A 13552-nucleotide genomic window follows, 5' to 3' on the forward strand; every position below is an offset into this window, starting at 1 on the left:
CGCCGGCGCGCCGCGCGGATCTCAGTGCTTCTCGACGCCCCAGAAGACCGGGACCGTGGTGGGCCGGATGCCGGTCAGGCTGGCGCGCCAGGCGGCATTGGTGCGGAACTGCCCGGCATTCACATAGGGCACCGTCTCATAGGCACGCGCCTGCACCCGGTCGAGCAGCGCGCGGCGCTTCGCGGGGTCGTTCTCGCTCCACCACTCATGGCGCAGCGTCTCCAGCTCCTTGTCGCAGGGCCAGCCGGACAGGCCGCCATCGCAGGGACTGGCGAGGTAGAAGTTGGACAGCGGATCGCCCGCATCGAAGGCATTGGCGACGGTGACGAAGAGGTTCCAGCCCTCCCTCTTGTTGCGGCGCTGGCCGAGCGTGCCCCAGTCCATGGAGGGCAGGTCCACGTTCATCCCCGCCTGCTTGAAGGCTTCCGCCATCACCAGCGTCGCCGCGTTGTTCAGCGGCTGCTCCGTGGAGTTCAGGAAGACCACCGGGGAGCCGTCATAGCCGCCCTGCCGCAGGTATTCCCGGGCCCGCGGCAGGTCCAGCTCCTTCAGCCCGCGCGCCCCGGCGGCGGTTTCCAGCGGCGTGCCGCACATGAAATAGGCGGGGCAGTAGGGCACCTGCTCGGCGGGGCGGATGCCCATGCCGTCCAGCACATCCTTCTGGCTGACCGCATAAAGCAGGGCCTGGCGCGCACGCTCATTGTCGAAGGGCGGCTGCGCGTGATTGGGACGCAGCCAGACCATGTAGCCGACCGGGTTGATCGGCTTCACGGTGAGCTGCCGGTTGCGCTCCAGCTGCGGGATCAGGTCAGGCGGCGGCTGCTCGATGAAGTCGATCTCGCCATTGCTCAGCGCATTGGCGGCGACGGCGGCATCGGGCATGGCCAGCCATTCGATGCGGTCGACCTTGGGCTCCTTGCCCCCGGCCAGCCCGTCCGCCGGCTCCGGGCGCGGCTTGTAGGCGGGGTTGCGGACATAGACGGTGCGGTCGCCAACGCGCCATTCCTCCTTGCGGAGGATGAAGGGGCCGGAGCCGGTGGCATCGGTGATCTGGGTGTTCGCCGGGGTCTGGGCGATGCGTTCCGGCATCACGAAGAGGGCCGAGCCGGTGGGGCGGGCCAGCGCCTCCAACACCAGGGCGAAGGGCCGGGCGAGCTTCAGCTCGAAGCTCTTCTCGTCCACGGCATCCAGCGAGGCGGTGGCGGCGGCCATCGCCTTGCCCACCACGTCGCGCTGTGCCCAGCGCTTGATCGAGGCCACCGCATCACCCGCCCGCACCGGCTGCCCGTCATGGAAGGCCAGGCCGTCGCGCAGGGTGAAGCGCCAGGTCAGGCGGTCGTCGGAGACGGTGTAGCGATCCACCATCTGCGGCTTCGGCACGCCCTTGCTGTCCAGGGCGAAGAGCTGGTCATAGACGAAGAAGCCGTGGTTCCGCACCACCGCCGCCTGGGAGAAGACAGGGTCGAGGCTGGTGAGGTCGTTGATCAGCACCACACGCAGGGTCGTGTCGGCCTGGGCAGCGGAGGCGAGCGTGGCCGCGCCGGTCAGGCTGGCGGCGGCGAGGCGCAGGGTCAGGGCAAGGGCCCCGCGGCGTGAGGTCATGGCGGCATCTCCGCTGGCAGAATGGCAGCCGCCGCCCCGGTCTCCCCGGGGCGGCGCGCCCGATCCGCCGCATGTCAGCACGCGCCGTGCCAGTGGGCGAGAGGCTCCGGCGCGATCAGCGCCGATCGCGCTGGCGCATGGGTTCCCCTAGGGGTTCCCCCAGGGGTTCCATACCGCTGTCGCGGATGGCGCCGGCGGCGGCCGGCGAGGCGAGATAGGCGATCAGCGCCTCCGCCTCCCCGCGTTGCCTCGAAGCCCGCACCACTCCGGCGGAGAAGACCGTCATCTTCTGCAGCTCGGGCGGCAGCGGCCCCAGGATGTCGATCCCGGCGATGGGCTTCAGCTCGCTGAGCTGCTGGAAGCCGAACTCGGCCTCGCCGCGCGCCACGATCTCGCCGACAGGGGTGGCCGGGATCATGCGCGCCTTGCCCTTCATCGCATCCGCGATGCCCAGCTTCGCGAACATCTCGTTCTGGATGTACACGCCGCTGGCACTGTCGGAATAGGCGATGGACTTCGCGTCCAGCAGGGCCTGCTTCAACGCCTCCACGCTGCCGGTCGCGGGATGCGGCGCCCCGGCCTTCACCGCCATGCCGATGCCCGACCGGGCGAGATCGACCCGGCTGCCGGGGATCACCTTGCCCTCCCTGGCCAACTGGTCGAGCGCGTAGCCGACCATGATCAGCACATCGAGCGGCTCGCCACGCTTCAGCCGTGCCGGCACGGCGTCATGCGTCTCTCCCATCGAGGGACCCCAGCCGATCACGAGATGGTCGCCGCTGTGCTTCTCGAAGCCCGGCGCCAGCGCGCGATAGGCGGCGGCGAAACCGCCGGAGCTGACCACATGCAGCGTGGCGCCGCGCGCCAGGGCAGGGCGGGCGCCCAGGAATGCGAGCGAGCCACCGGCCAGGGCCAGGACACCACGGCGCGAAAGATTCGGGACGGACATGCGCTTTCTCCCTTTTCGTCCCGGACGGCCCCGGATGGGCGGTCATGCCGGTCCGGGGTGCCGGGGCGTTCGGAAACAGGAAAAGCACTCCCGCCGCATGCCGGGGAGCGCCCGGCACGGGCCTGTGCCATGGCCGGAGCGGGACACCCGGGGCATGGATGTCATGAAACCTCCACCACGGCGAAAGCCGGACAGGAGGCGACAGGCTGGGATTCCTGCCCGTCCCCGGAGGAAAGGCTCCCCCTCTCGCCCTGGAATCCTCCCTCGTCAGAATGCCGCACACCCCTTCAATGTGCCTTGCATCCCAAGGTCCACCCAGGATATAGGAATATAATCAACTACCCGTCCTGCGCCACCGCCCCTTGGGATGAGCGTCCCGGCACGCTACCCGTTCGCAACGCAGAACGAGGCCCGCATTCACCGGGGCGGATAAAGGACTAAAAACCTAAAATACTAAAACCCTAAAGTGTGAGCCGCCACAGATGGAAGGCCCCGGCCCATGGAGGCGGAAGGCGGACAGCGCCGAAGCGTAGCGCGTTCAAAGGACCCCGCATCCCGCCATTCGTATCAGTCCCCGAGCGCCACGCCCTCCCGCCGCGGATCGGCCCCGCCGGTCATGCCCTCCGGCGTCACGCGGATCGCCTGGGTGCCCGAGTTCATGGCGCGGATATCCACCGTATGGCCCATCGCCTGGAGCGCCGGGGCGAGGCCCGCGGCGGCGGTGCCGCCTTCCAGCTCCACCGCGCCGCCCAGCGTGCCGACATGCGGCAGGGCCAGCGCCGCCTGCGGGTCGAGCCGCCAGTCCAGCATGCCCAGCAGGGCCTGGGCGACATAGCCGATGATCCGCGCCCCGCCGGCGGAGCCCACGGCAGCAACCAGCCGGCCCTGCCGGTCGAAGACCAGGGTGGGGGACATGGAGGAGCGCGGGCGCTTGCCGCCCTGGACGCGGTTCGCCACCGGCCGGCCATCCACCTCCGGCCGGAAGGAGAAGTCGGTCAGCTCGTTGTTCAGGATGAAGCCGCGCACCATCAGCCGCGCGCCGAAGGCATCCTCCACCGTGGTGGTCATGGCCAGGGCATTCCCCGCATCGTCCACCACGATGACCTGGCTGGTGCCGTGCTCCGGCTGCGGCGGCATGGGGGCGAGCGGCACCTCGTTCGGGTCGCGCCAGCTCGGATTGCCGGGCGCGGGCTGGGCCATGGCGCGCCCCGGCGCCACCGCCTGCGCGCGCAGGGTCAGATAGGCCGGGTCCAGCAACCCGCGCAGCGGCACGGACAGGAAGTCGCTATCGCCCAGATACTGGTTGCGGTCGGCGAAGGCGAGGCGCCCGGCCTCGGCGACGAGATGTGCCGCCTCGGCGCCGCGCGGATCGAGGGAGGGGAGGTCGAAATGCTCCAGCACGCCCAGGATCTGCGCCACCGCCACGCCGCCGGAGGAAGGCGGCGGGAAGCCGCAGACGATGTAGAGGCGGTAGGGGCCGCAGACGGGCTGCCGCCGCTTCGGCTCATAGCCGGCGAGGTCGTCCGTGGTCATCAGCCCGCCCTCGCCATGGTTGCGCACGGCCGCGGCGATGTCGGAGGCGATGGGGCCGCGCAGCAGCGCCGCCGCGCCGCCCTCGGCGATGGCCTGCAGCGTGTCGGCCAGGGCGGGATTGCGCAGCACGGTGCCTTCCGGCAGCGGCACGGGATCGTTGGCCAATGGCGCGGGCGAGAAGAAATAGCCCCGGGTCGAGGGGTTGCGCCGCAGCCGCTCCGCATCGTCGGCGATCGCCCCGGCCAGCCGGGCGGACACGCGGAAGCCGTCCCGCGCCGCCTTGATCGCGGGCTCGAAGAGCTTCGCCCAGGGCAGCCGCCCGCCTTCCCTGTGCGCAGCCTCCAGCATGGCGATAGCGCCCGGCACGCCGACGCTGCGGCCGGACAGCACGGCGTCGTAGAAGGGCATCGGCTGGCCGTCGCGCAGGAAGAGCCCCGGCTGCGCGGCGGCGGGGGCGGTCTCGCGCCCGTCCCAGGCGGTGATCCTTCCATCGGCCGCGTTCCGGTACAGCATCAGCGCGCCGCCGCCGATGCCCGAGGACTGAGGCTCGACCAGGCTGAGCATGGCCTGCACCGCAACCGCCGCATCCACCGCGCTGCCGCCCTGGCGCAGCATGGCCAGGCCGGCCTCCGCCGCCAGCGGGTGGGCCGCCGCCACGATGTGCTTCCTCGCCAGGCTGGCCTGCGGACGAGGCGCGTTCAGGCTATCCTGTGCCGCCGCCGGCAGAGTGACGAGAAGGGCGAGGCAGAGGACAAGGCGACGCATGAGGCGGACTCCGACAATCTGTGTCCGGGACCAGGACGGATGCGACCCAAACGGGACACCAGATGGGACCGCAGGCGGATTGCGCCAGGATTGCGCCGATCCGAAGGCAGGGCGGAGGCGGGCCGAGAGCAGGGGCCGCGTGGCCGAGGCCCTGGCGGCGGAGGCCCTGCGCGCCGGGGGCTGGACGGTGCTGGCCATGCGGGCGCGCACGCCGGCGGGGGAGATCGACCTGATCGCGGAGCGCGAGGGGCTGCTCGCCTTCGTCGAGGTGAAGGCCAGGCCAGACCTCGCCGGTGCCGCGCTGGCCCTGGGGCCGCGGCAGCGCGCGCGGCTCCTGGCCGCGGCGGAAGCCTGGCTCGCCCTTCATCCCGGCCATGGCGGCGCGGGCATCCGCTTCGACGTCATCCTGGTGGATGGCGCGGGCCGGATGCGGCGCATCGCCGATGCCTTCCGGATGGGGGACTGAGTCTCAGTCCACGATGAACAGCTTCGCGCCCGTCTCGGTGGAGGACCGGTGCGGCGAATCCCCGAAATCCGACACGGTGTAGCCATGCCCGGCGGTGAGAAGGACGCTGCGGCCATCCTTCAGCTCGCTCTTCAGCGTGCCTTCCAGCACGTAGATGATGTGCCCCCGGTCGCACCAGTGGTCCGCCACATAGCCGGGCGAGTACTCCACCACCCGCATACGCACGTCGCCATTGTTCATCGTGCGCCACAGAGCGGTGCCGGCCTCGCCCTTGTGCTCGGTGGCCGGCAGCGCATCCCAGTGGACGGCGGTGAAGGGAAGTTCGGGCAGCTTCAAGGCCAGGGCTCCGTATCGGTCGCTGGTGTCCCGTCCGGGAAGGACGCCACGGCGGGATGCCGGAAGGACCGCCCGGTTCTGCGCGCCCGGCCGACCGGACGCAACGCCCCCGCCGCCTCAGCGGGCGCGGTAGGCCAGCGCCTCCGCCACATGGGTCCGGCCGATCGCCACGGAGCCGGCGAGGTCGGCGACGCTGCGCGCCACGCGAAGCATCCGGATGAAGCCCCGGTTGGACAGCCGCAGCCGCTCCACCGCCCGTTCGGCCAGGACCAGCGCCTCGGCGGAGAGGCCGGGCTTGAGGTGGTCCAGGCTGGCTTCCGCATTGGTGCGCGGCCCGTTCCGCTCCCAGCGTTCGGCCTGCATCGCGCGCGCCTGAGCCACCCGGCCGGCGACCACGGTGCTGGGCTCCCCGGCCGGGGCGCGGGCCAGTTCCCCGGCCGGGATCGGCTGCAGGGCGATGGTCATGTCCAGCCGGTCCAGCACGGGGCCGGACAGCTTGCCGCGATAATCCTCGCCGCAACGGGGCGCCCGGCCGCATTCGCGCCCGCCCTCGCCCAGATAGCCACAGCGGCAGGGGTTCATCGCCGCCACGAGCTGCACCCGGGCGGGGTAGGAGACATGGGCATTGGCGCGGCTGATGGAGACGGTGCCGCTTTCCAGCGGCTGGCGCAGCGCCTCCAGCGCCGGGCGCGGGAATTCCGGCAACTCGTCCAGGAAGAGCACGCCGCGATGGGCGAGGCTGATCTCGCCCGGCCGTCCGCGCGGCCCGCCGCCGGTCAGCGCCGCCTGGGAGGCGGAGTGGTGCGGGTCGCGATAGGGCGGGCGCAGGCTGAGCCGGCCGCCTTCCAGAAGCCCGGCCACGGAGCGGATCAGGCTGACTTCCAGCGCCTCCTGCGCCGAGAGATCCGGCAGCAGGCCCGGCAGGCGCGCGGCGAGCATGGATTTCCCGGCCCCCGGCGGCCCGACGAAGAGCAGGTTGTGGAATCCGGTCGCCGCGATCTCCAGCGCCCGCTTGGCGCTTTCCTGGCCCCGCACCTCGGACAGGCAAGGGGCCGAGGCGCCGGCGGGAGACGGGACGGGCAGGGGTGGCTTCGGCGCGGGCAGCAACTGCCGGCCGGTGAAATGCGCGATCAGCCGGTGCAGGTCCGGCGCGGCGACGATCTCGGCGGAGGAGACCCAGGCGGCTTCCGGCCCCTGCGGGGCCGGGCAGATCAGGCCCAGCTCCGCCTGTGCCGCCGCCAGCGCGGCCGGAAGGATGCCCGGAATCGGGGTGAGGGCGCCGTCCAGCGCCAGTTCGCCGAGCGCCGCGAAGCCCTGGAGCTCGTCGGCCGGCACCACCTCCATCGCCGCCAGCAGGGCGAGGGCGATGGGCAGGTCGAAATGCGTGCCCTCCTTGAGCAGGTCGGCCGGGGCGAGGTTCACCAGCACGCGGCGGGGCGGCAGCGCCAGGCCCAGCGCCGCCAGCACGGCCCGCACCCGCTCCCGGCTCTCGGCCACGGCCTTGTTCGGCATGCCGACGAGATTGAAGGCGGGTAATCCAGCGGCGATCTGGACCTGGACCTCCACGGGAATGGCGTCGATGCCGTTGAAAGCGAAGGTCACGACGCGGGCCATGGTCATGCAATCCATGCTAGAATGACATTATTCGCTCCTCAACCCGTCCGCCGCGCATGGTGGCGTCTTGCCCTTCCTGGCATGGCGCGTGCAAACCTGACGGCATGACCTGGAGCATCCTGGCCCGCGACCCCGAGACCGGCGAACTCGGCGCGGCGGTGGCCACCAAATTCTTCGCTGTCGGCGCGCTCTGCCTGCGGGTGGAGGGGCGCGTCGGCGCGGTCGCCAGCCAGGCGCTGGTGAATCCCATGCTGCGCGAGCAGGCCCTGGACGGGCTGCGGGCCGGAGGCGGCGCCGGGGAGGTGCTGGCAGCCGTGATCGCGGTCGATCCAGGACGCGAGGCGAGGCAGTTGCACATCCTGTCGGCGGTCCCGGGCGCGGCCGATGGCGCAGCCGCCCGGCATACCGGAAGCGGCTGCGTGGACTGGGCGGGGCATGTGGCGGGGCCGGATGTCTCGGTCGCCGGCAACATGCTGGCCGGCCCGCGCGTCGTGGAGGCGACGCGCGACGCCTTCCTGGCCAGTGCCGGCCGGCCCATGGCGGAACGGCTGCTGCTGGCGCTGGAGGCCGGACAGGCGGAAGGCGGCGACAAGCGCGGGCGGCAGTCCGCGGCGCTGCTCGTGGCTGGCCGCGATCCCTATCCCGACCTGGACATCCGTGTGGACGACCATCCCGACCCGCTGGCCGAGCTGCGGCGCCTGTACGCCGTCTCCGGCGAGCATTTCGCGCATTTCCGGCGCTTCATGGCCGGGCGGGACGAGAGCGGGCGCGACCATCCCGGCGTCTTCGACCGGGCGGTGCTGAACGCGGCCATTGCGAAGGCGCAGGGCGCGTGAGCGCGGCTCCGCCGGTCTTCCCGGTCCTGGAGGTCATCGGCCTTTCCCTCAGCTTCGCCACCGAGCGCGGCCCGCTGGGCGTGCTGGACGGCATCTCCTTCTCCGTGCCGGCGGGACGCACCGTGGCGCTGGTGGGGGAAAGCGGCTGCGGCAAGTCCGTCACCTCGCTGGCGGTGATGGGCCTGCTGCCGGAGACCGCGCGTCTGAACGGCACGATCCGGCTGGAGGGGCGCGAGATCGCCGATCTGCCGGCGGAGGAGAAGCGGCGCCTGCGCGGCGGCGCCATGGCGATGATCTTCCAGGAGCCGATGACCAGCCTGAACCCCGCCTTCACGGTGGGCGACCAGGTGGCCGAGGCGCTGCGCCAGCATCGCGGCATGGGGCGGCGCGAGGCGGCGGCGATGGCGGTGCGTGCGCTGCACGCGGTGCGCATCCCCGACGCGGCGCGGCGCGCGGCGCAGTACCCGCACCAGCTCTCGGGTGGGATGCGGCAGCGGGTGATGATCGCCATGGCGCTCGCCTGCCAGCCGCGCCTGCTGATCGCCGACGAGCCGACCACGGCGCTCGATGTCACGGTGCAGGCGCAGATCCTGGCCCTGCTGGACGAGATGCGCGCCGCCACCGGGACGGCGGTGCTGCTGGTGACGCACGATCTGGGCGTGGTGGCCGACCATGCCGACGAGGTGGTGGTGATGTATGCCGGCCGCATCGCCGAGCAGGGGCCGGCGGCGAAGGTGCTGGGCACGCCGCAGCATCCCTATACGGTCGGCCTCCTCGGCGCCGCGCCGCGGCTGGACGGGCCGCGCGGCGGCCGGCTGGCGACGGTGGAGGGCACGGTGCCCGACCTGATGGTGCCGCCCCCCGGCTGCCGCTTCGCGCCGCGCTGCCCCTTCCGCATCGCCGCCTGCGACGTGACGCCGCCGCTCCTCGATCTCGGCGGCGGGCATCGCGCCGCCTGCCACCGCACCCCGCTGGACCAGTTCCTGGACGCCGCATGACCGAGACCCTGCTCGAACTCGACCGCGTGGTGCGCCACTTCCCCGTGCGCGGCGCGCTGGGGCAGCGGCGCGGCGCGGTGCATGCGGTGGACGGCGTCTCGCTCTCCGTGGCGGCGGGTGAGGTGCTGGCCGTGGTGGGCGAGAGCGGCTGCGGCAAGTCCACGCTGGGGCGGCTGATGCTGGGGTTGGAACAGCCCGATGCAGGCATCGTCCGCTTCGGCGGGGAGGAGTTGACGCGGATGGGCCGGCGGCGCCTGCGGCAGCAGCGGCGCTGGATGCAGATGATCTTCCAGGACCCCTATGCCAGCCTCGACCCGCGCATGACGGTGGGGCAGGCGGTGGAGGAGCCGCTGCGCATCCACCCGGTCGTGCCGAAGGAGCAGCGCCGCGCGCGGGTGGAGGAGCTGCTCGCCCGCGTCGGGCTGCGCCCCGAGCATGCCGATCGCTGGCCGCACGAATTCTCCGGCGGGCAGCGCCAGCGCATCGCCATCGCGCGGGCGCTGGCCAGCGGGCCGAAGCTGATCGTGGGTGACGAGCCCGTGAGCGCCCTCGATGTCTCGGTACAGGCGCAGGTGGTGAACCTGCTGCAGGAGCTGATCCGCGATCTCGGGCTGAGCTTCGTGCTGATCAGCCACGACCTCGCCGTGGTGCGCCATGTCGCGGACCGGGTGGCGGTGATGTATCTCGGCCGCATCGTCGAGGAAGGCCCCGCCGAGGCGATCTTCGACGATCCGCGCCATCCCTACACGCGGGCGCTGCTGGCCTCCGTGCCCGGTGCCGGCGGCGGTGCGCCGCTGCCGGGCGACCTGCCGAGCCCGCTCGCGCCGCCCTCCGGCTGCCGGCTGCACACGCGCTGCCCGCATGCCAAGGAGATCTGCGCGCTGGAGGACCCGGCGCTGGAGGGGGCCACCGAGGCCTCGCTCCGCCGCACGGCCTGCCATTTCCAGAACGGGCTGCCGCCGGTCCCGCCCTTGCGCGAGCGCCGCGCCAGCGGCGACCGGCAGGCCCGGCTGCAACGCTTCTTCGACCGCACCGACGTCACGGGAGACGCCGCATGAATCCTGTCATCACCCGGCGCGGCCTCGCGCCGCTGGCCCTCGGTGCCCTGGCCATCGCCTCGCCGGGCACGCGTCCCGCCGCCGCGCAGGGAGCGAAGCACTTCCGCCTCGGCCTGCGCGAGGACCCGGACATCCTCGATCCGACGCTCGCGCGTTCCCTGATGGGGCGCGTCGTCTTCGCCAGCCTCTTCGACAAGCTCTTCGACGTGGACGAGAAGCTGGAGATCGTGCCGCAGCTCGCCACCGGCCATCGCTGGGAGGACCCGCGGACGCTGATCATCCCGCTGCGTGAAGGGGTGAAGTTCCACGACGGCACGGCGATGGATGCGGAGGCGGTGCGCTATTCGCTGATGCGCCACCTGACCATGCAGGGCTCCTTCCGCCGTGGCGAGATCGGCACGATGGAGAGTGTCGAGGTGGTGGACCCGAAGACCGTCCGCATCCGGCTGAAGGAACCCTCCGCCGCCTTCCTGTCGCAGCTCACCGACCGCGCCGGCATGGTGGTCTCGCCCAAGGCGGCCGAGGCGGCGGGCAAGGATTTCGGCACGAAGCCCGTGGGCACCGGCCCCTTCCGCTTCGTCGAGCGCGTGGCGCAGGACCGCATCGTGGTCGAACGCAACCCGGACTACTGGGACGCGAAGCGCATCCACCTCGATCGCATCACCTATCAGGTGATCGTGGACAGCACGGTGCGCGTCGCCAACCTGCGCTCCGGGACGCTCGATCTCGTGGAAAGCGTCGCGCCGACCGATGTGAAGGAGGTGCAGGGCAACCGGAACCTGAAGGTCGCGGCCACGGACGGGCTCGGCTACTGGGGCATCACCTACAACATCGGCAATGGCGAGCAGGGCCGGACGCCGATCGGCCAGGATGCCCGCGTGCGCAAGGCCTTCGATCTCGCGCTGGACCGCGAGGCCATCATCCAGGTGGTCTATGAGGGGATGTTCACTCCCGCCACCCAGGCCGTGGCCCCCAACTCGCCCTACCACATCGCCGGGCGCAAGGTGCCGGCGCGGGATGTCGCCCGCGCGAAGCAGCTCCTGAAGGAAGCCGGCGTGCAGGCCCCGCTCAGCGTCGAGATCATGGTCGCCAACAACCCCGAGGCGCGGCAGGTGGCCGAGGTGATGCAGTCCATGGTCTCCGAGGCGGGCTTCGAGCTGAAGATCAAGGCGGTGGAATTCGCCTCCGGCCTCGCCGCCGCGGTGCGGGGCGAATTCCAGCTCTATTTCAGCGGCTGGTCGGGTCGCCCCGATCCGGACGGCAACACCTGGGCCTTCCTGCACAGCCGCGGGCCGCAGAACGACGGCCGGTACAGCAACGCGGAGACCGACCGGCTGCTCGACGCGCAGCGGCAGGAGATGGACGAGGGCAAGCGCAAGGACCTGTACCGCCAGCTCTGGGAGCAGGCGGTGGACAAGGACCAGGCGCGCTCCTACCTCTGGTACATCAAGAACATCGCCGCCCATACCAGTCGTGTCGGCGGCTTCAGGCCCCATCCGGACGGGCTGATCCGCGTGCAGGACCTCACCCTCTCGTAAGGACGCGCGATGTTCGGCTGGCTGCTGCGGCGCCTGGGGCAGGTCGTCCCCACGCTGCTGATCCTGAGTCTCCTTGTCTTCGGCCTGCAGCAGCTCATGCCCGGCGACCCCGCCCTGATCATGGCGGGGGAGGAGCGGGGCGATCCCGAGGTGCTGGCGCAGATCCGGGCGGAGCTGATGCTCGACCGCCCGGTCTGGGAGCAATACCTCGCCTGGCTGTTCCGCCTGCTGCACGGCGATCTCGGCTTCTCCTGGCGCATCCGGCAGCCGGTCACGGAACTGATCCTGCAGAAGCTGCCGGTGACGCTGCAGCTCGGCGCCATGGCCTTCGTCATCGCGGTCGCCATCGGCGTGCCGCTCGGCGCGCTTTCCGCCGTGAAGCGCGACCGGCCGGCGGACTGGATCGCCAACGGGCTGGCCCTGGCGGGCATCTCCACGCCGAACTTCTGGCTGGGGATCATGATGATCCTGCTCTTCAGCGTGCAGCTCGGCTGGTTGCCGCCCTCCGGCTACGTGCCGCTGACCGAGGACTGGCGGCAGTCGCTCGCCACCACGATCATGCCGGCCTTCGTGCTGGGCAATTCCATCGCCGGCGTGCTGATGCGCCACACCCGCGCCGCCATGCTCGGCGCGCTGGGGCAGGACTATGTCCGCACCGCACGCGCCAAGGGCCTGCCGGAACGGGTGGTGGTGGGCAAGCACGCGCTGCGCAACGCGCTGATCCCGGTAGTGACGCTGGGCACGATCGAGCTCGGCAAGCTACTGGCCGGCGCGGTGCTGACCGAGCAGATCTTCACCATCCCCGGCTTCGGCAAGCTGATCGTGGATGCCGTCTTCAACCGCGACTACCCGGTGGTGCAGGGCGTGGTGGTGGTGACGGCGGTGATCTTCGTGCTGCTCTCCCTGCTCTCGGACCTGCTCTACATGCTGATCAATCCCAGGCTGCGCGCGGCATGAGCGGGGTTTCCGTCCGTCGCCCGGGCGCCGCCGCGAATCCCGCCGCCACGCGCCGCGACAGCCCGGGGCGGCGCGCGGTGCGCCGCTTCCTGCGGCACCGGCTGGCGGTCTTCGGCCTCGCCGTGATCGTGCTCTTCGTGCTGGCGGCCCTGCTGGCGCCGCTGGTCGCGCCCTATGACCCGGCCGCGACCTCCTGGTCGCTGATCCGCAAGCCGCCCTCGCTGGCGCACTGGTTCGGCACGGACGAGAACGGGCGCGACGTGCTCTCCCGGGTTCTCTGGGGCGCGCGGGCCTCGCTGATGGCGGGCGGGCTTTCCGTGGCGGCGGCGCTGATGGTGGGCGTGCCGCTGGGGATGCTGGCCGGGCTCGCGGGCGGCTGGGTCGATGCGCTGATCTCCCGCATCACCGATGCGATGCTCTCGGTGCCCTTCCTGATCCTGGCCATCGCGCTCGCAGCCTTTCTCGGCCCGGCGCTGGAGAACGCGATGCTGGCCATCGCCATCTCCGCCGCGCCGATCTTCGTGCGGCTGGCCCGCGGCATGGCGATGGAGGCGAAGGCCACCGAATGGGTGGAGGCGGCGCGCGCCCTGGGCAACCCGCCCTGGCGCACGGCGGTGGTGCATGTGCTGCCGAACATCGTGCCGCCGCTGCTGGTGCAGGCGACGCTGGCCATCGCGGAGGCCATCATCGCCGAGGCCTCGCTCTCCTTCCTGGGCCTGGGGCAGCAGCCGCCGGCGCCCTCCTGGGGCTCCATGCTGAACGCGGCGCAGCGCTTCCTGAGCCAGGCGCCCTGGATGGCGGTCTATCCCGGGCTGGCGATCTTCCTGGTGGTGCTGAGCTTCAACCTGCTGGGCGACGGGCTGCGCGACGCGCTGGACCCGCGGGCGCAGCGGCGTTGAA

12 protein-coding genes are annotated in these 13552 nt (G+C 71.8%); 7 read left to right on the forward strand and 5 right to left on the reverse strand.

Annotation, left to right across the window (positions count from 1 at the left end; translation table 11 throughout):
* Nucleotides 1-21 precede the first annotated feature (21 nt).
* From RGI145_RS08085 to ggt, 3 genes are all read right to left on the reverse strand, one after another.
* Nucleotides 22-1602, reverse strand: a complete 1581-nt coding sequence (locus RGI145_RS08085; protein WP_075797944.1) for an ABC transporter substrate-binding protein — start codon at nucleotides 1600-1602, stop codon at nucleotides 22-24.
* Nucleotides 1603-1717: 115 nt separating this feature from the next.
* Entirely contained in the window at nucleotides 1718-2551 is an 834-nt protein-coding gene (locus RGI145_RS08090; RefSeq protein WP_075797945.1) for a substrate-binding domain-containing protein, read from the reverse strand.
* Nucleotides 2552-3118: 567 nt separating this feature from the next.
* A complete protein-coding gene (gene ggt, locus RGI145_RS08095; RefSeq protein ID WP_075797946.1) occupies nucleotides 3119-4849 on the reverse strand; it encodes a gamma-glutamyltransferase in 1731 nt (576 codons plus the stop codon).
* Between the two features lie 139 nt (nucleotides 4850-4988).
* On the opposite strand from ggt, the gene RGI145_RS08100 reads away from it, so the two are divergent.
* Complete coding sequence (locus tag RGI145_RS08100; protein WP_418314499.1) at nucleotides 4989-5315, forward strand: YraN family protein; 327 nt, start codon at nucleotides 4989-4991, stop codon at nucleotides 5313-5315.
* Between the two features lie 3 nt (nucleotides 5316-5318).
* Here RGI145_RS08100 and RGI145_RS08105 read toward each other — a convergent pair whose 3' ends face one another.
* Nucleotides 5319-5651: a DHCW motif cupin fold protein gene (locus RGI145_RS08105; protein ID WP_075797948.1), complete on the reverse strand. Its 333-nt coding sequence runs from the start codon at nucleotides 5649-5651 to the stop codon at nucleotides 5319-5321.
* Between the two features lie 117 nt (nucleotides 5652-5768).
* Nucleotides 5769-7271 (reverse strand): YifB family Mg chelatase-like AAA ATPase, encoded by a 1503-nt coding sequence (locus RGI145_RS08110; RefSeq protein WP_075799939.1) that lies wholly within the window; start codon nucleotides 7269-7271, stop codon nucleotides 5769-5771.
* A 98-nt stretch (nucleotides 7272-7369) separates the two neighbouring features.
* Here RGI145_RS08110 and RGI145_RS08115 point away from each other — a divergent pair, with 98 nt between their 5' ends.
* The 6 genes from RGI145_RS08115 to RGI145_RS08140 are packed head-to-tail and all read left to right on the forward strand — an operon-like array spanning nucleotide 7370 to nucleotide 13551.
* The gene (locus tag RGI145_RS08115; RefSeq protein ID WP_075797949.1) at nucleotides 7370-8101 is read left to right on the forward strand and encodes a DUF1028 domain-containing protein; all 732 of its coding nucleotides are present in this window, start codon (nucleotides 7370-7372) and stop codon (nucleotides 8099-8101) included.
* Nucleotides 8098-9099, forward strand: a complete 1002-nt coding sequence (locus RGI145_RS08120; RefSeq protein ID WP_075797950.1) for an ABC transporter ATP-binding protein — start codon at nucleotides 8098-8100, stop codon at nucleotides 9097-9099. The genes RGI145_RS08115 and RGI145_RS08120 overlap by 4 nt, the downstream gene beginning before the upstream one ends.
* Entirely contained in the window at nucleotides 9096-10157 is a 1062-nt protein-coding gene (locus RGI145_RS08125; RefSeq protein ID WP_075797951.1) for an ABC transporter ATP-binding protein, read from the forward strand. Before RGI145_RS08120 ends, RGI145_RS08125 begins: the two co-directional genes overlap by 4 nt.
* Entirely contained in the window at nucleotides 10154-11695 is a 1542-nt protein-coding gene (locus RGI145_RS08130; protein WP_075797952.1) for an ABC transporter substrate-binding protein, read from the forward strand. Before RGI145_RS08125 ends, RGI145_RS08130 begins: the two co-directional genes overlap by 4 nt.
* A gap of 9 nt (nucleotides 11696-11704) precedes the next feature.
* On the forward strand, nucleotides 11705-12652 hold the full coding sequence (locus RGI145_RS08135) for an ABC transporter permease (RefSeq protein WP_075797953.1): 948 nt from the start codon (nucleotides 11705-11707) through the stop codon (nucleotides 12650-12652).
* Nucleotides 12649-13551 (forward strand): ABC transporter permease, encoded by a 903-nt coding sequence (locus RGI145_RS08140; protein ID WP_075797954.1) that lies wholly within the window; start codon nucleotides 12649-12651, stop codon nucleotides 13549-13551. The genes RGI145_RS08135 and RGI145_RS08140 overlap by 4 nt, the downstream gene beginning before the upstream one ends.
* Nucleotide 13552: the final 1 nt, after the last annotated feature.

Origin of the sequence: Roseomonas gilardii (assembly GCF_001941945.1) — a bacterium.
GTDB lineage: Bacteria > Pseudomonadota > Alphaproteobacteria > Acetobacterales > Acetobacteraceae > Roseomonas.